Source organism: Paenibacillus sp. S02 (assembly GCF_019454065.1).
Lineage (GTDB): Bacteria > Bacillota > Bacilli > Paenibacillales > Paenibacillaceae > Paenibacillus > Paenibacillus polymyxa_B.
Map to the genome: position 1 here is coordinate 136,997 of NZ_CP073682.1, position 26,064 is coordinate 163,060.

The 26,064-nt window shown below is 46.7% G+C and carries 25 protein-coding genes; 13 read left to right on the forward strand and 12 right to left on the reverse strand.

Going from position 1 to position 26,064, the window contains the following annotated elements:
* Nucleotide 1: 1 nt before the first annotated feature.
* Nucleotides 2-2,014: a M1 family metallopeptidase gene (locus KAI36_RS00545; protein ID WP_220026583.1), complete on the reverse strand. Its 2,013-nt coding sequence runs from the start codon at nucleotides 2,012-2,014 to the stop codon at nucleotides 2-4.
* A 124-nt stretch (nucleotides 2,015-2,138) separates the two neighbouring features.
* Between KAI36_RS00545 and KAI36_RS00550 the strand changes: the two genes are divergently transcribed.
* Both KAI36_RS00550 and KAI36_RS00555 read left to right on the forward strand, forming a co-directional pair.
* Nucleotides 2,139-2,645, forward strand: coding sequence for a YwhD family protein (locus tag KAI36_RS00550; RefSeq protein ID WP_220026584.1), 507 nt, complete (start codon nucleotides 2,139-2,141; stop codon nucleotides 2,643-2,645).
* A 170-nt stretch (nucleotides 2,646-2,815) separates the two neighbouring features.
* Complete coding sequence (locus tag KAI36_RS00555) at nucleotides 2,816-3,367, forward strand: NAD(P)H-dependent oxidoreductase (RefSeq protein ID WP_025723773.1); 552 nt, start codon at nucleotides 2,816-2,818, stop codon at nucleotides 3,365-3,367.
* A gap of 9 nt (nucleotides 3,368-3,376) precedes the next feature.
* On the opposite strand, the gene KAI36_RS00560 is transcribed toward KAI36_RS00555, so the two are convergent.
* The gene (locus KAI36_RS00560) at nucleotides 3,377-3,736 is read right to left on the reverse strand and encodes a winged helix-turn-helix transcriptional regulator (protein WP_025723772.1); all 360 of its coding nucleotides are present in this window, start codon (nucleotides 3,734-3,736) and stop codon (nucleotides 3,377-3,379) included.
* A gap of 304 nt (nucleotides 3,737-4,040) precedes the next feature.
* Between KAI36_RS00560 and KAI36_RS00565 the strand changes: the two genes are divergently transcribed.
* The gene (locus KAI36_RS00565) at nucleotides 4,041-4,547 is read left to right on the forward strand and encodes a PTS sugar transporter subunit IIA (protein WP_025723771.1); all 507 of its coding nucleotides are present in this window, start codon (nucleotides 4,041-4,043) and stop codon (nucleotides 4,545-4,547) included.
* Between the two features lie 98 nt (nucleotides 4,548-4,645).
* Here KAI36_RS00565 and KAI36_RS00570 read toward each other — a convergent pair whose 3' ends face one another.
* Entirely contained in the window at nucleotides 4,646-5,395 is a 750-nt protein-coding gene (locus KAI36_RS00570) for an MBL fold metallo-hydrolase (RefSeq protein WP_220026585.1), read from the reverse strand.
* 141 nt (nucleotides 5,396-5,536) lie between these two features.
* Here KAI36_RS00570 and KAI36_RS00575 point away from each other — a divergent pair, with 141 nt between their 5' ends.
* Together KAI36_RS00575 and KAI36_RS00580 are read left to right on the forward strand one after the other, a co-directional pair.
* The gene (locus KAI36_RS00575; protein ID WP_220026586.1) at nucleotides 5,537-6,082 is read left to right on the forward strand and encodes a histidine phosphatase family protein; all 546 of its coding nucleotides are present in this window, start codon (nucleotides 5,537-5,539) and stop codon (nucleotides 6,080-6,082) included.
* A 57-nt stretch (nucleotides 6,083-6,139) separates the two neighbouring features.
* Complete coding sequence (locus tag KAI36_RS00580; RefSeq protein WP_220028016.1) at nucleotides 6,140-6,493, forward strand: YunG family protein; 354 nt, start codon at nucleotides 6,140-6,142, stop codon at nucleotides 6,491-6,493.
* A gap of 314 nt (nucleotides 6,494-6,807) precedes the next feature.
* Here the strand turns inward: KAI36_RS00580 and KAI36_RS00585 are convergent, their stop codons facing one another.
* Nucleotides 6,808-7,620, reverse strand: a complete 813-nt coding sequence (locus KAI36_RS00585) for a pentapeptide repeat-containing protein (protein WP_025723767.1) — start codon at nucleotides 7,618-7,620, stop codon at nucleotides 6,808-6,810.
* A 118-nt stretch (nucleotides 7,621-7,738) separates the two neighbouring features.
* A complete protein-coding gene (locus KAI36_RS00590) occupies nucleotides 7,739-8,131 on the reverse strand; it encodes a VOC family protein (RefSeq protein WP_220026587.1) in 393 nt (130 codons plus the stop codon).
* 119 nt (nucleotides 8,132-8,250) lie between these two features.
* Here KAI36_RS00590 and KAI36_RS00595 point away from each other — a divergent pair, with 119 nt between their 5' ends.
* Together KAI36_RS00595 and KAI36_RS00600 are read left to right on the forward strand one after the other, a co-directional pair.
* Complete coding sequence (locus tag KAI36_RS00595; protein WP_220026589.1) at nucleotides 8,251-9,300, forward strand: hypothetical protein; 1,050 nt, start codon at nucleotides 8,251-8,253, stop codon at nucleotides 9,298-9,300.
* 135 nt (nucleotides 9,301-9,435) lie between these two features.
* Nucleotides 9,436-9,903, forward strand: coding sequence for a transporter (locus KAI36_RS00600; RefSeq protein ID WP_220026590.1), 468 nt, complete (start codon nucleotides 9,436-9,438; stop codon nucleotides 9,901-9,903).
* A gap of 147 nt (nucleotides 9,904-10,050) precedes the next feature.
* Here the strand turns inward: KAI36_RS00600 and KAI36_RS00605 are convergent, their stop codons facing one another.
* Nucleotides 10,051-12,108: a transglycosylase domain-containing protein gene (locus KAI36_RS00605; RefSeq protein WP_220028017.1), complete on the reverse strand. Its 2,058-nt coding sequence runs from the start codon at nucleotides 12,106-12,108 to the stop codon at nucleotides 10,051-10,053.
* Between the two features lie 281 nt (nucleotides 12,109-12,389).
* Between KAI36_RS00605 and speE the strand changes: the two genes are divergently transcribed.
* Both speE and KAI36_RS00615 read left to right on the forward strand, forming a co-directional pair.
* On the forward strand, nucleotides 12,390-13,217 hold the full coding sequence (speE, locus tag KAI36_RS00610; protein ID WP_053324352.1) for a polyamine aminopropyltransferase: 828 nt from the start codon (nucleotides 12,390-12,392) through the stop codon (nucleotides 13,215-13,217).
* A gap of 269 nt (nucleotides 13,218-13,486) precedes the next feature.
* On the forward strand, nucleotides 13,487-14,779 hold the full coding sequence (locus KAI36_RS00615; protein ID WP_220026592.1) for an MFS transporter: 1,293 nt from the start codon (nucleotides 13,487-13,489) through the stop codon (nucleotides 14,777-14,779).
* Nucleotides 14,780-14,993: 214 nt separating this feature from the next.
* Here the strand turns inward: KAI36_RS00615 and KAI36_RS00620 are convergent, their stop codons facing one another.
* The 4 genes from KAI36_RS00620 to KAI36_RS00635 form a co-directional block, all read right to left on the reverse strand.
* Entirely contained in the window at nucleotides 14,994-15,575 is a 582-nt protein-coding gene (locus KAI36_RS00620) for an LOG family protein (protein ID WP_025718467.1), read from the reverse strand.
* A gap of 13 nt (nucleotides 15,576-15,588) precedes the next feature.
* Nucleotides 15,589-15,903 (reverse strand): MazG nucleotide pyrophosphohydrolase domain-containing protein, encoded by a 315-nt coding sequence (locus KAI36_RS00625; protein WP_025718465.1) that lies wholly within the window; start codon nucleotides 15,901-15,903, stop codon nucleotides 15,589-15,591.
* Nucleotides 15,904-16,112: 209 nt separating this feature from the next.
* Nucleotides 16,113-17,852, reverse strand: a complete 1,740-nt coding sequence (locus tag KAI36_RS00630) for an ABC transporter ATP-binding protein (RefSeq protein WP_220026593.1) — start codon at nucleotides 17,850-17,852, stop codon at nucleotides 16,113-16,115.
* The gene (locus tag KAI36_RS00635) at nucleotides 17,849-19,603 is read right to left on the reverse strand and encodes an ABC transporter ATP-binding protein (RefSeq protein ID WP_220026595.1); all 1,755 of its coding nucleotides are present in this window, start codon (nucleotides 19,601-19,603) and stop codon (nucleotides 17,849-17,851) included. The genes KAI36_RS00630 and KAI36_RS00635 overlap by 4 nt, the downstream gene beginning before the upstream one ends.
* Nucleotides 19,604-19,756: 153 nt before the next feature.
* Here KAI36_RS00635 and KAI36_RS00640 point away from each other — a divergent pair, with 153 nt between their 5' ends.
* From KAI36_RS00640 to argS, 3 genes are all read left to right on the forward strand, one after another.
* Nucleotides 19,757-20,647, forward strand: coding sequence for a LysR family transcriptional regulator (locus tag KAI36_RS00640; protein WP_028542580.1), 891 nt, complete (start codon nucleotides 19,757-19,759; stop codon nucleotides 20,645-20,647).
* Between the two features lie 92 nt (nucleotides 20,648-20,739).
* Nucleotides 20,740-21,174, forward strand: a complete 435-nt coding sequence (locus KAI36_RS00645; protein WP_013308207.1) for a YwiB family protein — start codon at nucleotides 20,740-20,742, stop codon at nucleotides 21,172-21,174.
* Nucleotides 21,175-21,176: 2 nt separating this feature from the next.
* Nucleotides 21,177-22,856: an arginine--tRNA ligase gene (gene argS / locus KAI36_RS00650; protein WP_220026596.1), complete on the forward strand. Its 1,680-nt coding sequence runs from the start codon at nucleotides 21,177-21,179 to the stop codon at nucleotides 22,854-22,856.
* Between the two features lie 111 nt (nucleotides 22,857-22,967).
* On the opposite strand, the gene KAI36_RS00655 is transcribed toward argS, so the two are convergent.
* Nucleotides 22,968-23,828 carry a hypothetical protein gene (locus KAI36_RS00655; protein WP_220026598.1) on the reverse strand — a complete coding sequence of 287 codons (861 nt, stop codon included), beginning with the start codon at nucleotides 23,826-23,828 and terminating at the stop codon, nucleotides 22,968-22,970.
* A gap of 126 nt (nucleotides 23,829-23,954) precedes the next feature.
* Nucleotides 23,955-24,848: a LysR family transcriptional regulator gene (locus KAI36_RS00660; RefSeq protein ID WP_220026599.1), complete on the reverse strand. Its 894-nt coding sequence runs from the start codon at nucleotides 24,846-24,848 to the stop codon at nucleotides 23,955-23,957.
* A gap of 202 nt (nucleotides 24,849-25,050) precedes the next feature.
* Between KAI36_RS00660 and KAI36_RS00665 the strand changes: the two genes are divergently transcribed.
* Entirely contained in the window at nucleotides 25,051-26,049 is a 999-nt protein-coding gene (locus KAI36_RS00665; protein WP_220026601.1) for an ABC transporter ATP-binding protein, read from the forward strand.
* Nucleotides 26,050-26,064 lie beyond the last annotated feature (15 nt).

Genomic DNA, 26,064 nt, shown 5'->3' on the forward strand with positions numbered 1-26,064 from the left:
CTCACCATGACAGACTTCCAAGCAGTGTTTCTAACAGCTTGGTTACACTTACATTCCAACGGGTTTGTTGCTTTTCGTCCAATTCGGCCTTTAGGCTATTGTTAATATGCTTGTTCTCCAGTGCAATGGTATATAGAGGATCAAGGGTTACATAGGAAACGGGAGAAGTACTTTTGATCCGAAAAGTTGTGCTTTTGCCCGCGCCGTCCCAAGCCTTGAATATCGTGGTACCATCCTTGAAGGTAAATTGGACAGGAATCTTGGGGTAATCCGCCCCTTTTTTGCTGACCGTCACGACTGCTTCATATCCATTCTCCAGCTTGTGGTTCGTGATATGATCCACCGAAAAGTCCGCCATCTGGCCGTCATATACATACTGTTCAAAATAGTGGCTCCATGAGCGTCCGGTGACTCTCTCCACGATACGTTGAAAATCATGGGAGGACGGATGCTTAAATCGGTACGTCTGGACGTAGGTCCGCATAATCCGATCCATTTTTTTCATACCCACCTGACGTTCAATGCCCTGTAGTACCAGCTTGCCTCGAGAGTAGGCATTTTGCGCGTACTCAGTAGCCGAGCCGTACTTCCATGACTCGCGGTTGAGCGGCTGTGGGGAGGCTACCTGTCCCGATTGTAATGGCAAGTTGGGGGTAAGCCCATATTCTTGCTCCATAAGCCGCTCCTCTGCATAGGAGGTGAAGCCTTCATCCAGCCACGGCTCCTCAAATTCGTTATTGGCTACCATTCCGTAGAAATATTGATGTCCAATCTCATGAACTAATGTTCGTTCCAGACTATAGCCAGGATTCAGATTACCCGCAGCAGCGGCTGTGATGAGTGTCGGATACTCCATACCGCTGGCTCCATTGCCTGATTTGGGTGGAACCACGATGGATAGGGTGGAATATGGATAAGGCCCGTACCATTTGCTGTAGTACGAAAGGGCGGCCTTCGCGGCGCTCATATAGCGTCCTTTGAGCTCCTTGTGCGACGGGTCAAGGTAGAGCTTGATTTTGACACCAGGGACTTCAGCAGAAGAAAAGGGTTCTTCTACGGTTACAAAGTTGGGTGAAGCGGACCAGGCAAAATCGTGTACATCATCGGCATAAAATTGATATATTTTTTGGCCGTTCTGTCGAACGGCACCACGGGTGGGAAATCCGGTCGCTGCTACGATATGAGTTTCAGGCACCCGAATCCGTACGCTGTAAATTCCAAAATCGGCATAAAACTCGGAGTTACCATGATACTGGTGGAGGTTCCAGCCCTCCTCGGCGCGTCCACGCTGTCCTGCAGTCTCGTAGACGCTGAGCTTCGGGAACCACTGCCCTGCCATTACAAAATCATCTGTCGCACCCATACGAGCGAAGATGGCGGGCAGTTTTACCTCAAACTTCATATATAATGTGATTTCTTCGCCACCTCGTACCGGCTTGGGTAGACGCACCTTCACGAGCGAACGGTCGCCTGCGTTACCGTCATCTGGCTGCACATATTGGATGCGGTGCATGAGAGATAAACCGTCTTCTGTTTTTAGTTCAGTCAGCGTCATGGAGCCAAAGCCGTCTTTGGGCATGGTGTCTCCGCGCAGCTTTCCACCGGATTCCTTCATAAAGGTGGTTTCCATGGAAGAGAAGGCATTCGGGTATAGATGAAGATACAGATCATTCACGGTTTTCTTGCCCGGATGCTTCCAAGTCAGTGTCTCAGTGCCTCGCAAAACCTGTCCTTTTTCCAGAGACACATCAATGTGGTACTCTACTACCCGTTTGCTGAGGATTTCTGTAGCGGGCTGTGGAGGGTTCTTGGGCAGGTCAGGCAGGATGTTTGCCCCTAGAGGCTTGCCCATATTTGGGGCAAGCGCAGACTCAGACAGGGAGCCGTATAGTGGTTGGCCTATGGACTGCGGGTCGGATTGCAATTGGGGCTGCCAGGCAAACCATAACGTCCCTGCGAGGAGACCGAGGGCTAGTGTAGACAATAAAACGATTTTAGTGCGTGCTGGGGTCATACAATGGATACCTCCCGTTGACAAGCATCTACAGCATGTATATGTTTGCTTTCAGGAGATTATTAGTTAAAATATTTATAGTGTAGAATGAGTGTGAAGACGGAAAATGGAGGTCTAGTGACGCATGAGTGAAAATCAGCCGGACGGCAAAAAACAGATTGCACTGAACATTGTCAGTGGCAAGAGTAAACATAAGGGTTTCGGCGCAGGCTCAATCGACCTGAACAGCATGTCTCCGGTCATCATTGACCGAGGAGAGGCGAGAATTGATATCGGTGCCATGCATGCCAAAAGTAAAGTAGAACGTGGTATCAAGTTCTCTACGAATAAAGAGGATGTACCGAACGGACGCCAGGTATGGCTCGTATGGGTAGCCGTGGATCGCACGCCCGAAGGACGTATGTACGGCGGCGCCACCGCCTGCGAGATGCTGATTGACGACGAAGCCAAACGCGGCTGGAAAATCCTCGCCGATCACGTCAACCGTATGGATTACGCGCTCAAGCGTCGTTTCATGCTGGATGATCTCGGCAGCGAGGATAGAGCAGCGCTTAAAAGCCTGCTAATTTCGCATAACGAGGAATGGTGGGACGCTTCGCCTGAGGAATTGAAGCAGGCGCTGGAAGGATAGGCCCAGCGTTAACGTAGTAAAAAAAGCAGCCACATCTGTGGGCTGCTTTTTTTATTTATCTGAGTTGACACTAACCTTTTAGTAAGTAGTTGTCCTGAAAGTGCATACTTACATATTTGTAGCGCTCACTTTATACTCAAAAATAAATAATACTTAAGGAGGACAATTCTTTGAAAACTCTTGTTATCGTTACACATCCAAGCATCGAGGCATCTGTCATAAATAGGCGATGGGTAGAAGAACTCAAAAAATATCCAGAAAAGTATACTATCCACGAATTGCATAAGGTTTACCCTGACGGGAACATTGATGTGGAAAAAGAGCAGCACTTCATTGAATCACATAGCAATCTTATTTTACAGTTTCCTGTTTATTGGTTTAACAGTCCGCCTCTCCTTAAAAAATGGCTTGACGATGTTTTTGCTTATGGCTGGGCTCATGGTTCAAATGGAGGTGACAAATTAAAGAATCGTAAGGTTGCTTTAGCAGTATCTGCCGGAAGTAAAAAAGAAGATTATAGTGAAGAAGGAAGATATCGCCATACACTTGAGCAGCTATTATCTCCTTTTGAAACAACCTTCCTATATTGCAATGCAGATTATCGTTCGTTCTTTGCGTTTTATGGTACAGAAAAAGAGTCTGGCGAAAATGAGATGGGTACGTCCGAAAGCGAATTGGAGAAAAGCGCACGAGATTATTTGAATTTTATTGACAGCCTGTAATAGGAATGTTTATTGCTGTCCGTCCTCCAGAGCTGGCAAACCATTTTCCTCTCCCCACTCGCACATCATATTTAATAATGGAATGAGAGAAAGACCGCGTTTAGATAGTGAATATTCAACTTTTGGAGGGATCTGGGGAAATTCCTTGCGTATGATAAGGCCATCTGCCTCTAGCTCTTTTAACATGATGCTTAGTGTTTTGAAGGAAATGGTACCGATACTTCGCTTCAGCTCGTTATGTCGCATGACCTTATTTTCAAAAAGCCAATATATAATGATCATTTTATATTTACCGCTTATTAAGGACAACGTATATCCAAAGCCAGTGTCTTTTAGGACCACGCCAGACGGAACACAGGGTTCACTCATAAATTACACTCTCCTTTAGGTAAGTATATAATATGAATGTGCATACTTTACAACTGATCATTATGCAATTTTAGTGAAAGGATGTAAAGTATGCTCGCTATAAAATGTTTCTGTATCTTTAATTGGAGTGATTTTAGAAACGGAGAGGAGCATCTTGACATCCTGGAAAGGCATTCACTATAATTCAGATAGAAATCGCTTCCACTCCTCTTTTTATTCATTTTGTGGAACCGGTTCCTTAAAAGGTATAGTTAAGTCCTATTCACTGTTTATGAATGTAATCTCTAAATAAGGTGGCATCGTTATGTTTAAATGGTTGAAAAAGAAGGCGGCTCCTCGTATTGAAGAATTCGACATGGTAGCACCAATCAAAGGAAAAGTGGTTTCCCTTGAAGAGGTTCCAGATCCTGCGTTCTCTACGAAGGCTATGGGGGAAGGCATCGCTATTCATCCGACTGAAGGTAAAGTGACTGCTCCTTTTACGGGGAAAGTCGTCCACGTGATGGAGAAAAGTAAGCATGCTCTGATCATTGAGCATGAATCTGGTGTACAAATTTTGATACATGTCGGGATTAATACAGTTTCCCTCAAAGGACAAGGGTTTAACCCTCACGTTCAAACAGGAGATAACATTAAAGCAGGGCAATTACTGATGGAGTTTGATCTAGACGCGATTCAACAGGGTGGATTGCCTGTAATTACTCCAGTAATCGTTCCAGACGGGCAAGAGATGATCAGTCATGTGGAAATCTTGGAAGGTACATCTGCTTCTTCAGAAGTGCCCGTATTAAGAGTTCACTTAAAAGCCTAATTCTCATTCAGAAAAGACTAACCAGGAATTCCTGGTTAGTCTTTTCTTTGATGATTCACTGACCGGTCAAGGATCGGGTATGACCATGTGTTCAAAAGCTAGGATTCACATATTTCAGATATCCGCTGATTACAATTGCCTTCGTACAGCCCTCCATGAAAGCAAATCACTTTTTTAATATCATATGGCAGCAGGTTTTTAAGAGATTCTTTGGCCATATTGAAATCACAGCAGTATTGCGGGTCTGGAGCCAATAATTTGCCGCTTACTACGCGTAGAGCATCTCCTGCAATCAGGGTTTGACTGGATTTATGATAGAAACTTAGGTGCCCTGGTGTATGTCCAGCAGTATCTATAACTGCGATCCCCCCACAGAAGGGTAATTCCTCTCCCGCAACGATGGTGGAGTTTACAATAGCCTTTGGGGGATTTTCAAGTGTACGCCGGAATGCATGTCTCCATTCTACCGGAACGGATTCGGGCATGGAGCTTACAGCTTGATCTATTGCTTCTGGAGTCAGCTTTATAAGCTGTTTTTCTCCTTGTATATAAGGCCTTTCGATAGAACTGGCTAATACTTGAACTGGGGATGAGGAAGCCCGGATTATATCTGCTAAACTGCCGATATGATCAAGATCCTGGTGTGTTATTAATATGGAGGTAAGTTTATGGATTGCTAATCCGGTGCCTAGAATAGCCTCATGTAAAAGTGAGAGTTGCCCGGGGTAAGCCGTATCGACTAAAATCATGTTATCTTCGTCCCACATTAAAGTGGGGTGAATACTCTCTATACTTCCCATGATGTTAGCAGAAACCTGAAGTATGTGTATTCCCTTGTCTAATTGCATCGAATCCCTCCCATAAGAGTTGATGTAATACAAAGGAATCGTATCATGAAATATAAATATGTAAACCTATATTATAACATAAAAATAATTATTTGTAAATATACAGAATACTACATTTGTGTGACGGTTAGGAGCGATGATGTGAAGAAAATTTACTTTGTCAGACATGCCCAAGCAACCGGACAGGAACCAGATGCCCGACTCACCGATGAAGGTACCCGACAAGCTGAGCAGTTGGCTGATTTTATGGAGAATGCAGGTGTGGAATATATTGTGTCCAGCCCATGGAAACGAGCTGTGCGAACCATTCAGCCCTTGGCTGAGCGTAGACAGTTGCAGGTATATACTGATCCACGTCTTCAGGAACGTGTACTTAGCTGTGAGCATCTGGATCATTGGCTGGACGTGCTGGAGCAGACGTATTTGGACGAGGACTTGAAGCTGGAGGGAGGAGAATCATCTCGTGAAGCAGCAGATCGAGGAATCCAGCTTGTCCAGGAGCTTATAGAGCGGGCGGAAAAAACGGTTATCATTGTAACTCATGGAGCTTTACTATCTCTTCTCATTCGACATTACGATCCGCAGTTTGGTTTTGAGGAGTGGAAAAAACTTTCGAATCCCGACATATATTTGCTAGAACTGAAAGAAGCAGAAGCCAAGATTCACAGAGTGTGGAATACGGGTTGAAATAAATAAAGCACGTTCACCATAAGTGCAGAATGGAATCGAAAGGGGAGACGCATGTTGAATGCAAACCGTTTTTTAGAATTAGAAAAGGCGTTGTTTCAAGCTTGGTCTTTGGAGTCTAGCTCTAAATGGATAGCAAATAATCCTGCGGCTGGACAATGTGGTGTCACAGCGCTTGTCGTTCAGGACAGGCTTGGCGGCGATATTTTGAGGACATGGCTGGATAGTGGTTGGCACTATTACAACCGCATTGGTGAGGACATTATAGATTTTACGAGGTCGCAATTTTCAATCCCTCCACAGTATCAGGATGTATACTCCAACCGGGAGGAGGCTTTTTCGGACACCAATGCAGGGCAGTATGCAGCTTTAAGTCGGAGATTAAAGGAATTTCTGAACGAAGAAGAATAAGGGGATTTAAATCTGGATGCAGTCATAAAGACGTGATTTTTGAACCTGATCCAATGGAAGGTACTTTTTGTTGCCCAATATACATTAAAGAGCTGAGTAATCAGTAAAATTCTTGAAGATAAAAGCTGTATTTACGTTATAAAATGAGCTATACTGAGGTAAGAATAGTAGGGAGTCGTGCGCCAACACGACTCCAGTGTACAACCACTGCTTAAAGAGCAGTCGGCAGTAAGGTCCAACAATAGACCGTTACCTTTGTGGGGGGCGGTCTATTTCTTTTTTATGTAGGTAAGCAATGTTTCTTTAGAAAAAAACTAATGCAGCCAATGACCGGGAATGCTTAGAGAAGGGGGCAGTTTGGTTTTACAATTGCCCTTAGCCGAATTTAATTGCGCTTGTGTAAGAAAAATACTTCCTTCCAGATTAGCTCCACTTAAATCAGCGTCTCTAAAATCCGCACCGATAAGGTCGGTCATTCTCATATCGGCTTCTCGGAGGTCAGCAGCAATAAGTAAAACTCCTCTCAAATTGGCACCTCTAAGATTGGCGCCTCTCAAATTTGCCCCGATAAGGTCTCTACTCCTGATTTTTTTACTATATTTATTGTGCTCTAAGTTTTTCTTACCTTTTTCTCGTACTAACTCACTTGTTTGTAAAAGTAAATCATTGACTAACGCCCTATGGGTTGGTACATGAAGAACTATGAGGGATTTTGGATCTTGATTCGTAAGCTGCTCGATTTTCGCCATAGTTTTTTGTAAGTCTGTATAGATGGGGTGAGTTTCTTTTAAGTTAAGGGCTTCATTTAGGTAATAAAGCATTTCATGAAGCTGTTGCATGATGGGAAATATACTGAACATTTCCTCAGCTATTGCCGGGTCGTCTCGCCAGCTTTTTCCGTTGTATGTAACTTGGGAAATTTTTTGACCTGCTCCAAAGCAATCATATACCGTACAGCCTCGCAAGCCGTTGTTTCTTAGATTCTTATGAATATCACAACGATAATCCGCATTTAGGTTTTGACAAGGAGTTCCTCCATCCTTATTAAAAGCAAAATCAGCTGATTTTGCATAAGGCAAGGCTACACAGCATAAACCAAAACATTGCTCACAATTTGTACTATACAATAAACACACATCCTTTTACTGGCACCTATTAAATGTAATATTACCAAAAAAAGATGGAGCATGGTCTATTGTTTTTCTATAGACTTCTAGAGTCTGTTAGATCGTTTAGAGAAGAAATTTAGTCTTTTGCCAGGTTCAATTGCCATGAGACTCCGTATTTATCTTCAACCCACCCAAATTGTTGGCTTACGGGAGAGGCTTCAAGGGGCATTAGAACTCGGCCTTCCTGAGATAGCTGGTCAAACACGCTATGGATTTCTTCTTCCGAATCACAAGTGACGAATAGCGATAGAGCTGGGGTAAAAGGGTGTTTGTCGTGATGATTTTGGTCAATTGCCATAAAGGTCTGCCCTTTGAGGTTGAATACGGCATGTAACACGCTCCCATCCTCCTGATGAAAAATGCTCATGATACCAGACGGTTTAAATACAGAGGTATAATATTGCATGGCTTCTTCTGCTTGACCAGAGAACATGAAAAATGTTGTAATTTTTGGACTGGAATCATGCATGAGATCAACTCCCTAGACCGGATCGTAGATGATAACATCTTTCCTCTTTTTTAATAGAAATATTCAACAGTGGAGAAGTGCTTTATGAAGACGTACACAGGTAAAAGGAGAAAAACAGGATGATGGACGCGACAGCAAGGCTTATTGATATGTTCGGCTCAGGCAAGAAGCTGGACGCCAGCATCATTTCCGCCTATACGGATGTGGTTGCCCGATATGGGACAGTGGAGGATGCTTGGGAGTTATACAGGCTTTTTGTAGAAGATCCCCATCATTATATCAGGGGGTTACTCCTCCAGCCGATCATGAGATGCGGGGATGTTACTTTGGCGCAGGATATGTACGAGCGTTACGTTCAAAATCAGGCATCTCCAGAATATATACCTGACGGTGTGCTGTATGTGCTAGGTTATTTGGGTTATGTGGAGGCTGCTGCTGATCTTGTCGCTTTGGTGAATGGGCCATATGGAGTTGCGTCTGTGGATGCCTGTTTGGGACTGGTACATCTTCCATGCGAACCGTATCGTGAACAACTGGCGGCTGAATTGGAAAAAGCGCTGGATCAGAATTTGTTTAATGAATTCTTACCTCTGTTAAGCTTCAAATGCACTACTGAAGATATGATTCCGCGATTGGTACATTGGGGAGAGCAACGTGCTTCCGTAGACTGTAACGCAGGAATTATTGCTGGAATAGCATTGTTTGGAGAAGGGCAAAAGGATACGATTCGCTCTATCCTGTGGAATCCGTTTTGGGAGGCTCATGGAACGGCTACAGGCAGTTGTGTGTGGTCTTATTTTGCTATGCAGCATGTAGGGCTAACCTTTAGGGAGCTTGTTCAGGATATAAAAAGCTACGATGCATCCAAAGAAGATGTACAGGCATTGGAATACCGTTTGGACGTGCTATATGAGATGTTGGAACTCAAGCTAAGCTATACAGCCCGACCGATCCGGTTCGCTCGCAGCAATGAGGAATCATTTGGTCAGCTATATAGCGATTTGTTTAGCTGGTCTAACGAACATCACGATGACTCTATTATAGGCTGGATGAATGAACAGTTGGGCGTTGAGCACCGACTGCTGGAACGGTATTATGAGCTAAGGAAACGAGTCGAGATTAAAATGGTCCATGAAATTGAGCTGGAGCATGTTCAGAAAGGGAGTTAATCGTATCAGGAAATAAGAATTTTTGATGTAAAAGGACGAAATAGCGGAGTTTGGCGGCGATATGGGGATTCGCCCAGTCCACGGGCTGATGTCCCGCATAGGATACATCAGCCTAGAACACAAGGAGTGAAACACATGTCTTTACTGCCACAAGTTCCTTTCGGAACGCAACCGGGTACTCCGGGTCCATTCACGCCGTCAGGTCCTTCGATTCCACAATTTCCTGATATGCAGGATTCCTTCCCATCTCCGATAGGTCCACCACCAGGCCCAGGGCCATTTTCGCCACAGCCGTTCTCACCACCGCCGCCGCAGGGGCCATTCGGTCCGCAAGGTGGGCAGCAAACTCAAGCACCAACTTCCCCACCACCGCAATTTACGCCACCGAAGCCGCTGGTTTCGGCGTATGCGGTTGACCCTGGAGCCATTTTCGGTTGTTTGTTCCGCAACACGTTTGTATGGCTGACGAACGGAGAGCGTTTCTGGATGTACCCTGTCTTTGTAGGCAGGACATCCGTAGCGGGTTTTCGGTGGAGTGGTCGTTTTTGGTTTTATTATGGTGTAGACACTAACCGTATTGAGTCGTTTAGCTGTTATTGGTAATAGCGCAGCTTTAGGGAAGAGCGGGGCTTAATGGGATGATGGCTGATGGCACTGGCAAGAGAGGTAAATGGGTAAATGAGGTAAGTGAAGCGAAAATAAAAAGACTGAGAGAGCGCTCATCGCGTTCTCCCAGTCTTTTTTTTGCTATTAATCCATCCACCAACGCTTAAAATTGCCCCACCACGATTTCTTTTCGGCTTGTCGCTCCGCTTGGTCAGTTGGCGTTGCTGCTGGTGGATTATCTTGCCCCGACAGCGTCTCCTTTGGCTCCGTTCCGCTGACAAATACCTCCAGCCGCTTGTCCGGGCTGTCCGGTGCAGCCAGCTTGCCGCTGGCCGGGTCAATATAAGCGCTGACTACGCCGTCAGGGATAGGGAAGATTTTGGGCGGCACATTCTCCAGCGCTTTCTCCGTATATTGCGCAAAAATCGGAGCCGCCCGTCGGGCATCCTGTGTGCTGATGGCCTTGCCCTTGTCGTAGCCGACCCAGACAGCGGTGGACAGCTCGGGGGTAAAGCCGACCATCCACGCATCGGTGTTGGTCGTGCCGCTCTTGCCGGCAACCGGGCGCTTGATCAGCTTCGCAACCCGGTTGCCAGTGCCGCCTTCTTCAAATACGCCTTCCATGAGGCGTGTGAGGACGTAGGCGGAGGCGGGCTTCACCACCTGCACGGGCGCGGCTTGGGGCGCTTCGTACAGCGACCGCCCGGCCGCATCGGTGATGCGCAGCACTGCCACCGGAGCCACCTTTTGCCCGCCGCTGCCGATGACCGAGAAGGCCGAGGCCATCTCGAACGGGCTGACGGGCGACACGCCCAGCGCCAGCGAAGGTACGGGCTTGAGCTCGCTTGTAATGCCCATTTTGCTGGCGAGGTCCATGACCTTATCCGTTCCCACCTTCAAAATGGTGCTTACGGCATAGATATTATCGGACGCCGCAATTGCGCGTCGAAGATCTATTTCGCCCAAATATTTGTCTCCAAAATTTTTGGGCTTATAGGTCTTGCGGTTGTTATCGTAGTGGAACAACGTCGGTCGGCTTTCGAACTTGGACGTACTCGTCAATTCGCCGGAATCCAGCGCGCTCAGATACATAATCGGCTTGAAAGCGGAGCCTGGCTGCCGGGTTGTGGCCAGCGCATGATTATATTGATTCCCGACATAGTTCGTTCCGCCAACCATGGCCTTGACATGTCCGTTGCGCGGGTCCATGGAGATTAACGCGGTTTCCAGTCCGTTGCTGCTCTTCATGCCCTCGTTTACGGCCGCCTCGGCTGCTTGCTGCATGTGCATGTCCAGCGTGGTATAAATGCTCAGGCCACCATGCTCAAGCACTCCTTCGCTAATCCCAAGCTGATGAGTCGCCAGCTGGCGGACGTAATCGCGGAACCAGGGAGCGGCTTCCACTGTCCGGCGCTGGCTCTCGGGCCGCAGGGCCAGCATTTCCTCATAGGCCTTGGTGGCTTCGGCCGGAGTAATTTTGCCGGTGAGCGCCATGGAGTCCAGTACAATTTTCTGCCGATCCTTTGCATTTTTCATATGATTATACGGTGAATAGTAGGTCGGTCCTTTCGGAATACCTGCTAACAGGGCGCTTTCGGCCAAATCCAGATCCTTTGCGGATTTACCGAAATACATTTGCGAAGCCGCTCCAATGCCATAGGCGCCGTGACCATAGTAAATTTCGTTCAAATACATTTGCAGCAGCTCATTCTTGGTGTACTTCATTTCAAGCTGTGCGGTATAAATGGCCTCCTTGGCCTTGCGCGTCCACGTTTTCTCATGAGATAAGTACAGATTCCGTGCAAGCTGCTGAGTCAGCGTGCTGGCCCCTTGCGACATATCCCAGCGAGTCAGATTAACGATTACCGCCCGGCCCAGACCTTTGAAATCAAAGCCAAAATGATCGTAAAACTTCCGATCTTCCACAGCCAGGGTAGCTGCAATCAAATCGGGTGAAATGTGATCAAGCTGGACCGGAATGGATTCTTTGCCTCCGGCAGAGAAAGTGGCGATGACTTGCCCTTGACTATCGAGCAGACGTGAATTCCGATCCGTATCCGCGAGCGGAAGGCTGGTCGTGTACAAATAGGCGAGCAGGATGCAGGCGGCGATGACCGTCAGAATAGTGAGAGTCATCAGTCCTTGAAAGCATCGAAGCCAAAGCGGTTTACGCTTGGGGGATCGCCCGGTCGTATCGGTCATCATGCCACCTCCTTCCATAGTTGATGTTCTCAGTATAGTCAATCCGAAAGCGTCTATTCATCAGATACACACACGTGTCTATTTTAAACAAGATTAAATCTCCAAATTGCTTTTGCAGTCATTCAGGTATCACTTATAATGCAGAAAGTGTGAAATTCCAATGCGTTTGGTACAATAAATATAGCAAACTCGGCGTTTGCGTGTTGCTGATATAAGGAAAGTCAACGTTTATGCTACCGGATTGTCGGACACATACTTTGATCAGAAAGAAGGTTGGAATGATGGACTTGTGGTTTACGGAGAAGCAGACTCCCTCTTTCGGCATTACAGCAAAAATCAAACAAACCTACGTTTCTGAGAAAACAGATTTTCAGGATCTGGCTATGATCGAGACTGAGGAATTCGGCAATATGCTTGTTCTGGATGGCATGGTGATGACAACGGTTAAGGATGAATTTGTGTATCACGAAATGGTAGCACATCCTGCCTTGAATACACATCCGAATCCGAAAAAAGTTTTGGTTGTGGGCGGTGGCGATGGCGGCGTTATTCGTGAGGTCATCAAGCACCCTGAAGTGGAAAAGGCTGTATTGGTTGAAATCGACGGTAAGGTGATTGAATATTCCAAAAAATATTTGCCTGAAATCGCAGGAAAGCTGGACGAGCCTAATGTAGAAGTGCTGGTCAATGACGGATACATGCACATTATTGAACACAAAAATGAATACGACGTCATTATGGTCGATTCGACGGAGCCGGTAGGTCCGGCAGCCCCGCTGTTCGAGCGCGGGTTTTACCAAGGTATTTTTGAAGCGTTGAAGGAAGACGGCATTTTCGTTGCACAAACGGATAATCCTTGGTTCAAGGCAGACCTGATTCAGAAGGTCAACAAAGATGTGAAGGAAATTTTCCCGATTGTGCGTGTGTATGGTGCGAACATTCCGACCTATCCGAGCGGTCTTTGGACATTCACGTTGGGTAGTAAGAAGTATGATCCGCTCGAAGTAGACGAGACCCGAATTCCAGAGATGGACACCCGATATTACAGTCCGCGTCTACACAAAGCGGCGTTTGTATTACCTAAATTTGTGGAAGATTTAACGAAGTAAACATTTTAAGAAGCGTCTTAGTGGTCTTTATTGCCTGTTTTTGGGTAGGAAAGAGCGCTATAGGCGCTTTTTTGTGTTGGATAAGATTTGAAAGAGGCTATGAAAGCATACTGGACACCGGATTTCCTTTTAAGATAAAAGAAGGAAATTTAAGGGTGTGCGTAGAATATACAAAAAACCAGACAATTAACAGATTTGTAATATCAACAAGGGAGGTTTGGTTATGGAAATACATAAATTGGCGATGTACCAAAGAGGGGGAAACTTTTTTGATCAGACGCTCTTTTTATTACCTGTGGGGGTCTCAGACGATCTCCAACGTAGCAGATATCATCTACATGTTGAGTGTAGTGGTATTGGTGTTCAGTTCAAGTAATTCCTTAATGACGACTATTTTAATCCCGTTGTTCCGATTGTCTGCCCAAGTGCTTAGTGGGCTCGTTGCACCGATCGTCCTCGGCCGATTTCGGCTGACGCGCGTGTTGCTATTTTCCCAGTTTGGGCAGTTTGTCATCTTTACGCTACTGCTGCTTTATTTGTGGATCGTACCGGAGCAGAGGTCGTTTCTATTTATTTTTGTGATGGTGTTTGGTATGTCTTTTCTGGATGGCTGGACGAATCCTGCGCGTAATGCGCTTGTACCCCGTTTGGCTACGGGTGAAGGACTGATGCGGGCCAACGGCATGGTAGCGGTCAGTGATCAGGTGGTCAGGTGTGCAGGCTGGGCGTTGAGCGGAATTATTGTGGCTTGGCTGGGTTCCCTGAATACGCTTGTGATCGCATCCTGTTGTTATCTCGTAGCTGTAACTGTCACGTCCTTCGTCCGTGATCCACTGGATCAGAAGGAATTAAGTCTTGAAGCTTCGGATTCCTCAACAAATCTAGTAGAACCTGCAAAGGGAAAGGAAAAAGGCTCCCATTGGAAAGAGCTTGGGGAAGGCTGGAAAATCATTTGGCACAACCGTCGTATTCGTTCTCTGATGATCGTCGATAGTGTGGATAGTATTGGGGGTGTCTCCTGGCTCGGCGTATTTATTTTGGCGTACGTCAGCCAAGTACTGCATCGGGATGCAAGCTGGTGGGGCTTTATGAATGCGTCCTTTTTCTCGGGCACGATCTTGGGTGGATTGATTGTCGTTGGCTTGGTCAAGCGATTGCAAAAGAACAGCTTTTTGTACATGCTCGGAGCGTTGCTGGTGTATGTACTGATTACAATTGTATTTGCGCTGAATACAATTCCCGTTGCTGCACTTATTCTTTTTGCTGTATCAGGCTTACCTGTTCAAATGGCTGGTATCATTCGCCGTACCTTGCTGCAAACCAGTGCACCGGCAGCCCAGCTGCCCAAAGTGATGGCGGGAATTGATGTGCTTACCAATCTCGCTTTCGGCCTGTCCTTGTTATTCATGGGCTGGTATGCAGACCGTTTTGGTATGGTGCAGGTGTATTTGTTGGCTGCGATTATGACGACCATTGCTATCTTGATCGGCTGGTTGTATCGCAGGGATTTTCAGGAAAGTGAGCAAATGGACCATCCAACCGCTACGGGCGCTGGGATTTAAAATTGGGGTTCTCGTTAGGCGTGACACCATTCATTGGATGACTACATAATTGAATGCAGGTGTAAAAGTGAACGTGACGATTGGGGAGAATAAAAGCCTGCAATTCTCCTCAATTTTACAGGAACACCACTGGAATAACGTTGACGGTGGTGTTCCTTTTATAACTATTAAATTAATTGGTAAGTCTGTTGAGCAGTATGTGTCATTCCTAATGTCAGGTCCGTTTGCTCGTGAGATATGTTTTGACGGCAGGAGGAGTGTAATTTGTAAATTGCCGTAGGATTCCTTGCGGAGTGGTATCCGTAATTACCATCGCACGATATTTTTCCTGCATAAATTGTTCCTCAGCCATACGATCAAACAAGGATATAAGAGGATCGTAATAATGGTTAATGTTTAAAAGACCGCATGGCTTTTCATGCAAGCCTAATTGCGCCCATGTGAAGATTTCAAAGTATTCTTCCATTGTACCTGGGCCACCTGGTAAAACAATGAATCCGTCCGCAATCTCTGCCATTTTAGATTTTCGTTCGTGCATGGAATCAACAATGATTAATTCGCTCAGGCCATTATGTGCAATTTCACGGCTTTGCAAAAAGTGAGGGAGCACACCGATGACGCGACCTCCTGCATGAAGTGCCGCGTCAGCTACTGCACCCATTAAACCAACACTTGCTCCTCCATAAACCAGGCTTATTTCCTGTTCGGCAAGTGCCTTGCCCAGAGCAACAGCATGCTCTCGATAAATCTCAGACGCTCCATTACTGGAACCGCAAAAAACAGCAATGCTTTTCATATGAGATTCTCCTTTATGTATATCTTTTTGCAAGTTTTTGCTGGTGTGTTCGGAATATATCCTCCAAGGTGATGTCATACTTGTTGGCGATCACGATGAGATTACCCAGTACGTCTCCAAGTTCTTCGGTTAAATGGTCCTTGTTCTCCTCGAATGAACCATCGATCTCATCAGGCCGGTCTCTGCCGATCTCTAGGGCGCGAATAGCTCTCGCAACCTCCCCGGTTTCCTCTGCCAAGAAACCAATTCGGACAAAGATATCCAAATCCGACCAGTTTCTCTCCTGATAATATTGCTTTACCCACTTTTGAAATTCATTAATATCCATATTCAGCCTCCCAACTGAAACCCATGCATAGGTGTTGGCTATACACAAACCATAAGGTTTAGATGAAACAGAAACGTTTGTTCGTGTTTTATTATATAATATAAGAGGCGAATTTATCAAAGAAAAATTAAAAAGCCGTTTGCTTAAAAAGCAACCGACTTTTTTAAAGAACGTTGACCTTAATGATGCGACCGTATCCGGTCAGTCTTTTAAGCCGTAGTGAACTGGCTGTTATAGAGCGAGGCATAATGGCCGCCGCTGGCAAGCAGTCCCTCATGGGTGCCACTTTCGACGACATCGCCGTTTTTCATGTATAAAATCAAATCCGCTTCGCGGATGGTCGATAGTCTGTGGGCGATCACAAAGCTGGTGCGTCCGGCAATCATTTTCATAAATGCTTTTTGGATACGCGCTTCTGTCAGGGTGTCTATGCTACTGGTCGCTTCATCCAGGATCAGCATAGGTGGATCGACCAGGATCACTCTCGCGATAGTGAGCAGCTGTTTTTGGCCTTGCGACAGGCTGTCGCCTGACCCGCTGATGACCGTATCGTAGCCATGAGGCAGTCGTTTGATGAAGCTATGCGCATTGGCAGCTGTTGCAGCTGCGATGACTTCTTCGTCCGTGGCCTCCGGCTTCCCGTAAGCGATATTATCCCGAATGGTCCCGCTGAACAGCCATGTATCTTGAAGCACCATACCGAAGTTAGTCCGCAGGCTGTCCCGGCTCATGTCGTTGATATTCACTCCGTCGATGGATATTGAGCCGCTGTCCACATCGTAAAACCGCATAAGCAGATTGACGAGTGTGGTTTTGCCAGCTCCGGTCTGCCCGACAATGGCCACACGAGTGCCTGGCTTAACCTCCAAACTAAAGTTCGTAATGAGCGTACGTTCCGGGTTATAGGAGAATTTGACATGATCAAAAAGAATCGTGCCTTTGCTGCGCTCCAGCTGTACGGCGTTCGATTTTTCCGGCTGCTCTGGCGGTGAGTCCAAAATAGCGAATATGCGCTGAGCAGAAGCCGTAGCTGCTTGGAACTGAGTCAGCACACCCGTAATTTCATTAAAGGGTTTGGCGAACAAATTGGTATAAATCAGAAAGCTCGACAATCCGCCTACCGAGATCCCACCCAGAATGATGGAGATACAGCCAATCATGGCGGTGACTGAAAAAGTCATGTTGTTCACCAATCGAGTGGAGGGGTTAGACAATGATCCGTAAAACTGCGATTTCACCCCGGCTTGATACAATTGCTCGTTTCTGGCGGAAAATTCCTCAAGCGAGCGGTTTTCATAATGGAAAGCGGTAACTACCCGTTGTCCGCCAATCATTTCTTCCACGTAACCATTCAGGCTTCCTAAAATTTTGGCCTGTTCGCGGAACATACGCTGTGACCTTGTAGTAATGAACCGTGCCACACCGTATGTGATCGGGGCAGACACCAATACGACCAACGTCATTATCGGACTGATATACAGCATGAGTACAATGGAGCCTATAATTGTAATAATCCCGGTAATCAATGTGGAAAAGCCTTGCAGCAATCCATCCGACACAGCATCCATATCGTTCACAAAACGGCTAATGCTGTCTCCTTGCGGATGAGTGTCATGAAAGCTTAACGGAAGGATATTAAAATGATCAAATAACTCCCGCCGCATATCATTTACAGTCTGAAAAGCAATCCGGTTCGTCAAATACGTGAGCAGCCAGCTAAATAGACTGCCTACAACATATACAATGCCTAATCCAGCTAGAATCTGCGCAATACCTTTAAAACCCACTGCTCCCTTATCCACCATGTGGTCGATAGCTTGACCAATCATGTAGGGTCCGATCAGACTGGCAAGCACGCTGAGAAACGCACTGACGATGACCCAAAATGTTGTTTTTTTATATCGACCCACATAGGTTAACAATCTTCTCCACGTTTCCTTGCCACTCATTGGTCTACCTCCTGCGTTGAGAGCTGGGAATGATTAATTTCCTGATACACATCTGAGCTGCTCATCAACTGTTCATGTGTGCCGATACCGACAATCCGCCCCTCATCAAACACAATTATTTTATCAGCATGCTGTACGCTGCTTACTCGTTGCGAGACCAGCAGGACGGTCATGCTGGTGCTATTTTCCTGTAGCGATTTACGGAGGGCGGCATCGGTAGCAAAATCAAGTGCGCTTGAGGAGTCATCCAAAATGAGAATTTGCGGATTGCCGACAATAGCTCTGGCAATGGTAAGTCGCTGCTTTTGTCCTCCCGACAGATTAAGCCCCCCTCGGGTGATCGGAGCATCGAATTTCTCCGGCAAGTTGGAAATGAACTCATCCGCTTGCGCGATAGCTGCGGCTTGAGCGACTTCCTCATCGGTGGCGTGTTCATGCCCCCAACGGATATTATCCGCTATAGTTCCAGTGAACAGCAGCGCCTTCTGAGGAACAATACCGATTTTCTGACGCAATTGCTCAAGCTTATACTGCCGTACGTCAATGCCATCAACCTCTATACGACCTTCTACTACATCATAGAAGCGGGGAATGAGATTCACAAAGGTGGATTTCCCCGAACCTGTTCCTCCGATGATGCCGACCGTTTCACCGGGATAGATGTTTACCACTACATCGCTAAGTGCCAGTTGCCCTGTCGTATTGTATCCAAAGGAAACATGATCAAAAGAGATGGCTGGTACAGCGCCATGCTCAGTTGTTCCCTCCCTGTCTATAGGTGTAGAAGTAGCAGCAGTGTCGGAAATCGAAGCTTGCGTGTCTAGGACCTCCTGAATCCGCGCTGCTGAAGTGGCAGCCTTGGTGAACAAAATAATTAAATTGGTCACCACAATCAGAGCCAGTAAAATTTGCGTAATGTAATTAATAAAGGCAATAATCTCCCCTTGTGTAAGAGATCCATATTGGATATGGATGCCGCCGATCCACAGGATTGCAATAATAGCTCCGTTTACCACCAGCAAGGTGGCAGGGCTTAGCAAAGCAGAAATACGTCCGACACGAATAGCGGTCTGAGTCAGGTCATCTGAAGCAGTGTTGAATTTAACTCGTTCAGCTCCTCTTTTGGCAAATGCACGTATGACCCGTACGCCTGTAAGATTTTCGCTCAGCACAAGGGCGATTTTATCCAGTTTTTTTTGATATAGACGATACAGTGGTGAAGCCTTCGTAATGACCACATATAGAATCAAAGCCAGAACTGGTGTAGCCGCCAACAGCACCAAAGCCAGGCGGAAATCCAGGATCATCGACATGATAATAGCCCCGATACAAATAAAAGGAGCACGAATGACCAGACGAATCAGCATTGCTACAGCCGTTTGGAGCTGATTGACATCATTCGTAATCCGGTTAATGAGCGAGGGCGTACCGAACTTATCGAGATCAGCATAAGAAAACGATGAAATATGCTTAAACATCGTATTGCGCAGCGTAGTTCCGAATCCTTGAGAGGCACGGGCTGCGTAAAACTGACACACTAATGAACTGCCAAAGCCCAGTATAGTCATGAGTAACATCAAAAGACCCATCTGCCAAACATAATGGGTGTCTCCTTTACCTACACCATGATTGATCATTAAAGCAACCATAGTAGGCAGCAATAGTTCCAAGATGGCCTCAATCAATTTAAACAGAGGCCCAAGAATCGTTTCCTTTTTATAGGGTTTCAAAAAAACAGCAAATTTCAGCAAATAAACCATCACCTAACCTAAATAATGTATATAGCCTCATGCCGCAATAGCATAACTGAATTTGATTATGGCATATCCCCAACCATATGAATAATATTTAATATATATTAGAGATATAGGCTTTACATATATCAGTACCGGAGGTCCATAAGGATGGAATTGAGACATCTCAAGTATTTTTTGGCGATCGCAGAGGCCGGACAGATTACCGCAGCAGCCAAAAAGCTGCAAATCGCGCAGCCTCCCTTAAGTCAGCAGCTCATGCAACTAGAGGAAGAGCTTGGTGTAAAGCTCGTGCATCGAGGCTCACGAAGCATCCAGTTGACGGAGGCCGGCATCATTTTACAGAACAGGGCCAAGCAGATCTTGGAGCTAACAGATGCCACAACGAGAGAAATAAACGATTTTGCTTTGGGGATGAAGGGTACGCTCACCATTGGAACGGTCTCCTCTTCCGGCGCAGCCCTGATGAAAGACAGGCTTTCCGAATTTCATAAAACCTATGCGGGTGTAAAATTCGAAATTCATGAGGGAAATACCTTCATGATTCTTGATCTTTTGAACAAAGGAATTGTAGAGGTCGGCATCGTCAGAACCCCTTTTAATACCACCGATTTAGGGTGCAGATATGCGTCCTCCGAGCCAATGATAGCAGTGATGACAGAAGAACATGACTGGAACCCCGAACAGAAGACCATCCCGTTGTCTGATTTGAAAAATAGGCCGCTCATCGTATATCGCCGCTTTGAACAATTGATCCACGATACCTGTATGAAGCATGGCTTTGAGCCAAATTTCTTTTGCAAAAACGATGATGCTCGCACCACGCTTCACTGGGCTAATGAAGGACTAGGGATCGGTATGATTTCGCGCTCTGCGTTGTCACTCGGAAGCAATAACCAGTTAATCGTTAAGGAAATTATGTGTGAAGAATTGCATACGCGTGTGGCAGCTGTCTGGCTGAAGGATAAATACATGTCTTCTCTAGCCTCTCGATTCATTGAAAGTTTTAGCCAAGCATCCGATGAAGCTGACTTAAGGTAGCTAAATTTTTTGGATGAAAGCATCTTTTTGTAAAAACTCATTTGAATTGCAATCGGGAACTGGATATAGTAGTACAGTAGGATAGCAATAGAATGGAGTTTGAATACATGCCACATAATGCAAAGGTCCGAATCCGTCTTCATAGTCATCATGACGGAGAAGATGTGGTACAGGAACTTCCCGGAGAAGCGATCGTGCGTGGGAAGCATCTATATATAAGGTACGATGAGCCGCAAGAAAGTCCTGAGGGCGGTACGACACGGAACACAGTCAAAATCGGACCGGATGAGCTAAAGCTGATTCGTCACGGTGAGGTACAATCAGAGCAGTCGTTTGCGCTGGGACGCAGGTTGCCTGGATTTTACCGCTCGCCTTATTTAAACCTGAACATGTCTGCGCATACGCAGAAGCTCGATATTCGGATGGATGGATTCACCGGGCATGTGAGCTGGACCTATGATCTGTACGTATTTGAGGATTTCTCGGGGCATTTTGCCATCAGTTTGCATATACAGGAGGAGCAATAATCATGACAAGCAATCCACTGGAACTTATTAATCAAAAGGTGACTTCAGCAATCGAGGCCGCGGTGCTGTCTACCGGAATCGTGAGCCGCGAAGAGTTGCCGACCATTACGCTGGAGGTGCCCAAGGACAAGTCACACGGTGATTTGGCTACCAACGCCGCGATGCAGCTCACCCGCATTGCAAAGAAGAATCCACGGCAAATCGCTGAAGATTTGATCGCGAATATGGATTTAGCTTCTGCTTCTATTGAAAGTGCGGAAATCGCTGGACCGGGCTTTATTAACTTCCGCCTGAACAAGAGCTACCTTTATGCTGTTATTGGACAAGTGCAGGAGCAGGGGGCAGATTACGGGCGTATACAGGAAGGTGCAGGCAAAAAGGTACAAATCGAGTTTGTTAGCGCCAATCCGACGGGTAGTCTTCACTTAGGTCATGCGCGTGGTGCAGCCGTAGGGGATGCTCTCTGCAACGTGCTTGATTTTGCCGGATACAAAGTAACTCGTGAATACTACATTAATGATGCGGGCAACCAGATTTACAACATGAGCCGTTCTATTGAGGCGCGTTATTTGCAGGAGCTGGGACAGCCTGCGGAGATGCCGGAGGATGGTTACCATGGTGAGGATATCATCGGGTTTGCCAAGGAACTGGTGGCCGAAAAGGGCGATTCTCTGTTGTCTATGGAACCGGGAGATCGCGCCGCTTATTTCCGTGACTACGGTCTGGAAAAGGAACTGAACAAGATCAAGCGCGATCTGGAGCTGTTCCGTGTACCTTTTGACTCCTGGTTCAGCGAAACGTCGCTGTATGAAAACGGTGAAGTGCTTAAAGCGCTGAATGAGCTGCGTGACCGTGAGGAGATCTACGAGAAGGACGGAGCTACATGGCTGAATACGACCAAGTACGGCGACGATAAAGACCGCGTCTTGATCAAAAATGACGGTACATACACGTACCTGACTCCGGATATCGCTTACCATCGCGATAAATATGCTCGTGGGTATGACACGATCATCAACATTTGGGGAGCGGATCACCACGGCTACATTCCACGGATGAAGGCAGCAATGGAAGCACTGGGCAATGACCCGGATAAGCTTAAAGTGCTGATTGCCCAAATGGTCAGCTTGTTCCAAAATGGGGAAAAAGTAAAAATGTCTAAACGTACCGGCAAGGCCGTGACGATGGAAGATCTGATGGAAGAAGTGGGTGTAGACGCGATTCGTTACTTCTTCACTATGCGCAGCATGGATTCGCACCTGGATTTTGACATGGATTTGGCGATTTCCACCTCCAATGAGAATCCAGTATTCTATGTGCAATATGCGCACGCACGTGCATGCAGCGTATATCGTCAAGCCGAAGAGCAAGGTATTGCTGTGCTGCCGTTGGCAGAAGTTGACTTGTCCAAGCTGACGGCTGAGCATGAATACGATCTGTTACGCAAAATCGGCGAGCTGCCAGAAGAAGTATCGATGGCGGCTGCAAACTTTGCACCACACCGTATGATTCGCTATGTCTATGAGCTGGCTTCATTGTTCCACAGCTACTATAAGGCAGAGCGCGTCATCACAGAGGATGCCGCTCAAACGCAGGCACGCTTGGCGTTGTTTGGTGCGGTGCGCACGACCATTGCCAACGTACTGAAGCTGGTGGGCGTGTCTGCACCGGAACGTATGTAAGCAAGCAACTTTAACATCATGACCTTGTAGTCATATAAATAATAATAAAAGGAACCGTTCGTATCACCCTCAACAGGGTGGCGCCTCGGTTCCTTTTTATGTTGGATTAGCTTAGTAGCGTTCCAGTACCAAATTCGTTTTCAGGGAATCGGCGGGAACCAGCCATCCTTTGGATTGCAGCAGGTCCATCAGCTTGGTGCGGTTGCTGGCGGCAACACTGTAATCCGAGGTTTTGAAGGAGATTTCGATAATATTTTCTGTACCTGATCCGTTTGCGCTGCGAATAGGCCATACTTCAACGTCGGCATCCAATCCCTGAAAGCTACCCTCGTATTTACTGACCTGTACAGGACCGCGTACTCTGGAGTTTGCTAAGGTTTGTTTACCCCAATTGCTGTTTTTCCAGTTTTGCAGCTTGCCCGGAAGATTATCCTGCAATTGCTTTAATGCTTGATCTGGGGAAGGCAGAGCCAATCCTTTGGAGGCGTTTGTTTTCTTATCATTGGAAAAGCTTAATGTTTGCTTGCTGTACCCCCAATCCACCTCAGCCTCATAATTATCATCAGATGCGCTGAACCCTTCTTTATTCGCTTGGGTGAGCGCCGCGTCGATATTTCCGTTTGTGACCGTATAGCGCTTTTTGTAGGTTAATTCATAATTCTTTTTGTCCTCTTTTTTGCGAAATCTCACGTTCCAGCCCTCGTCATTCAATTGCAATGAATTTGTATCAAAATACTCGACGCTCAATCGTTGTACATTGTCGCTAATTTGAAACTCGTTGACGATGCCACTTTTTAATGAGCCATCCGCATTGAGGACCTGAGCCGTATCCAGTAGCAGCTTCACCTCATAGCTTGGTGTGGCATTGGCGGCAGCTTGTACCGGTTCTGCTCCTCTCCATCCTGTTACGAGCAGTACTGCACTCAGAGTTACTACCGACATCAATTTGGTGATACGAAGGCCTGTTTTCATTTCATCCTCTCCTGTTCGTCCGAATAGGTTACACGCTACACTTTACGGGTGTATTGTCAGTCGTATGTCAAAACAAGAGGATACTCCGGTTAAAAAATTACATAATTTCTATATGACAGGTAAGATTTAATCTTGGTTCCATGACAAATATTCGGTGAATCTGTGAATGAGCGCCGAGCGATGACGGTCTTTGTTGCTGACCATATAGATGTACCGCTCAACAGACTGCCCCGGGATAGGTCTTACAACCAGTAAGCCCCGCTCAACCTCTGACTGAACGGCAATGCGAGAGACAAAAGAGATGTGTTCTCCCAGCATAACTGCCTGTTTGATGGCTTCCAGTGAATCCAGCTCCAGATAGGAAGGAAGTCGCCGACTCCCACGTTCCAGCCATTTGTCGGTCACGTGGCGTGTGCTGGATTCCTTGCCATGTAATACGAAGGAGGAAGAAGCGATAAGCTCGGGTGTCAAATCGGTTTCGTTGGCGAGCGGATGAGTGGGTGAGCAGATGAACATCAATTCATCTTCGCCCAAGGATTCGGAGAGTAGCGTTGGGGATTGAAACGGCTCTGCCGAAATGATGCCAAGGTCAATTTCGTGGCGGGCAAGCATGTCCTTGATCACGGGCGCTGTTTTCACGGACAAGGCGATGTGAATGCCCGGATGCTCACGGGCAAAGCGGTGCAGCACAGCGGGAAGCAGGTAGGTAGCGGGTACATAGCTTGCGCCAATACGTATACTTCCCCGCTGGAGCGTATCAAACTCGCGGACGACTCGCTCAGCTTCAGCAGCCAGTGCATTAATTTTAGTGGCATAGTGCAGCAACGCATTTCCAGCATCGGTCAGGATGATTTTGCCCATACGTGTGTCAAACAGCTTTACTCCGAATTCACGCTCCAGATTTTTCATATGAAAAGTAACGGTGGGTTGCTTTAGGCCAAGAAGCTCGGCGACCGTGGTAATTTTATGGTGCTTATTCAGCAGCTCTACAATATGTAACTTTAGAAGACTTAAGTTCACTTAGAATGCCTCGCTTTCAGGTTAATCGAACAATCATGCCTATTTCTTTGGGGAGCAGCATCAATCCCCTCTATATAGATTAAATCTATGAGTGTTAACACAATTCATTGAAATAATTAATTTTGTTTTAACTTTCCAATAACACAGGTTGCGAATTCAAGTTTTACACTGGGGTCAGTCAGAAGAACAGGCAGGTAATGCGATGAATCAGGATCTATATATTCACGGATTAAGTAAAACCTTCAGCCAAATAACAGCGCTGCATGAGACGAATCTGGTAGTACGACGGGGCAGATTCACAACACTGCTCGGACCGTCCGGCTGTGGGAAAACAACGCTCTTGCGCTTGATTGCTGGTCTGGAGACACCGGATACCGGCACAATCACGATGGGAGAGGAAATTCTTTTTTCGGCAGAACGCAAAAAGGATATTCCCGCCCATCTCCGCCACTTTGGCATGGTCTTTCAGGATTTCGCGTTGTGGCCGCATATGACGGTGTTTGAAAATGTGGCCTTCGGCCTGCGTGCGGGCAAGCGTGGGAAAGGGTTCGCCAGCGCTCGAGACAAGGAACTGCGGACAGTGGTGCTGGAGGCGCTCGACATGGTCAGATTGTCAGGGATGGAGGATCGATATCCTCATCAGCTGTCCGGTGGCCAGCAGCAGCGGGTTGCCTTTGCAAGAGCGGTTGCTATCCGGCCTCGACTTGTTTTGTTCGACGAGCCGCTCAGTGCGCTAGATGCGGTGCTACGGGAGGAGATGCGCATTGAGATGCTATCGCTTGTGCGCGATCTGGGGCTGACCGCCCTATATGTCACCCATGATCAGATCGAGGCCATGTCCATGTCTGATGAAGTGGTTGTTATGAAAAGTGGACATATTTTGCAGACCGGAACACCAGAGGTGATCTACGGTTGCCCCGCTCATCCAGAGGTGGCGAGGTTTATCGGCAAATCTAACTGGCTGGAGTCGGAACGAACACTATTTCGTCCTGAACATGTCCGTTGGGAACAGGAGCAAGCGGATCAGCATGCTTTTACAGTAGAGATCCTGCATGTCAGCTATGTCGGCGATCGTTATGAAATTCGTATACTAGCCGAGAACGGCGAGCAATGGACTGCATATCATTCCATCCGCTTGCCCATAGGTCAACAAATGCACATTTGGGTATCACCGCAACACATCCACCAACTTGAAGCATAGGGAAAAGGGGTATAT

Coding starts and splice junctions, on each gene's coding strand:
- KAI36_RS00545 (WP_220026583.1), bottom strand. CDS start 2,014: ATGACCCCAGCACGCACTAAAATCGTTTTATTGTCTACACTAGCCCTC.
- KAI36_RS00550 (WP_220026584.1), top strand. CDS start 2,139: ATGAGTGAAAATCAGCCGGACGGCAAAAAACAGATTGCACTGAACATT.
- KAI36_RS00560 (WP_025723772.1), bottom strand. CDS start 3,736: ATGAGTGAACCCTGTGTTCCGTCTGGCGTGGTCCTAAAAGACACTGGC.
- KAI36_RS00565 (WP_025723771.1), top strand. CDS start 4,041: ATGTTTAAATGGTTGAAAAAGAAGGCGGCTCCTCGTATTGAAGAATTC.
- KAI36_RS00570 (WP_220026585.1), bottom strand. CDS start 5,395: ATGCAATTAGACAAGGGAATACACATACTTCAGGTTTCTGCTAACATC.
- KAI36_RS00590 (WP_220026587.1), bottom strand. CDS start 8,131: ATGCATGATTCCAGTCCAAAAATTACAACATTTTTCATGTTCTCTGGT.
- KAI36_RS00595 (WP_220026589.1), top strand. CDS start 8,251: ATGATGGACGCGACAGCAAGGCTTATTGATATGTTCGGCTCAGGCAAG.
- KAI36_RS00600 (WP_220026590.1), top strand. CDS start 9,436: ATGTCTTTACTGCCACAAGTTCCTTTCGGAACGCAACCGGGTACTCCG.
- KAI36_RS00605 (WP_220028017.1), bottom strand. CDS start 12,108: ATGACCGATACGACCGGGCGATCCCCCAAGCGTAAACCGCTTTGGCTT.
- speE (WP_053324352.1), top strand. CDS start 12,390: ATGGACTTGTGGTTTACGGAGAAGCAGACTCCCTCTTTCGGCATTACA.
- KAI36_RS00620 (WP_025718467.1), bottom strand. CDS start 15,575: ATGAAAAGCATTGCTGTTTTTTGCGGTTCCAGTAATGGAGCGTCTGAG.
- KAI36_RS00625 (WP_025718465.1), bottom strand. CDS start 15,903: ATGGATATTAATGAATTTCAAAAGTGGGTAAAGCAATATTATCAGGAG.
- KAI36_RS00630 (WP_220026593.1), bottom strand. CDS start 17,852: ATGAGTGGCAAGGAAACGTGGAGAAGATTGTTAACCTATGTGGGTCGA.
- KAI36_RS00640 (WP_028542580.1), top strand. CDS start 19,757: ATGGAATTGAGACATCTCAAGTATTTTTTGGCGATCGCAGAGGCCGGA.
- KAI36_RS00645 (WP_013308207.1), top strand. CDS start 20,740: ATGGAGTTTGAATACATGCCACATAATGCAAAGGTCCGAATCCGTCTT.
- argS (WP_220026596.1), top strand. CDS start 21,177: ATGACAAGCAATCCACTGGAACTTATTAATCAAAAGGTGACTTCAGCA.
- KAI36_RS00655 (WP_220026598.1), bottom strand. CDS start 23,828: ATGAAAACAGGCCTTCGTATCACCAAATTGATGTCGGTAGTAACTCTG.
- KAI36_RS00665 (WP_220026601.1), top strand. CDS start 25,051: ATGAATCAGGATCTATATATTCACGGATTAAGTAAAACCTTCAGCCAA.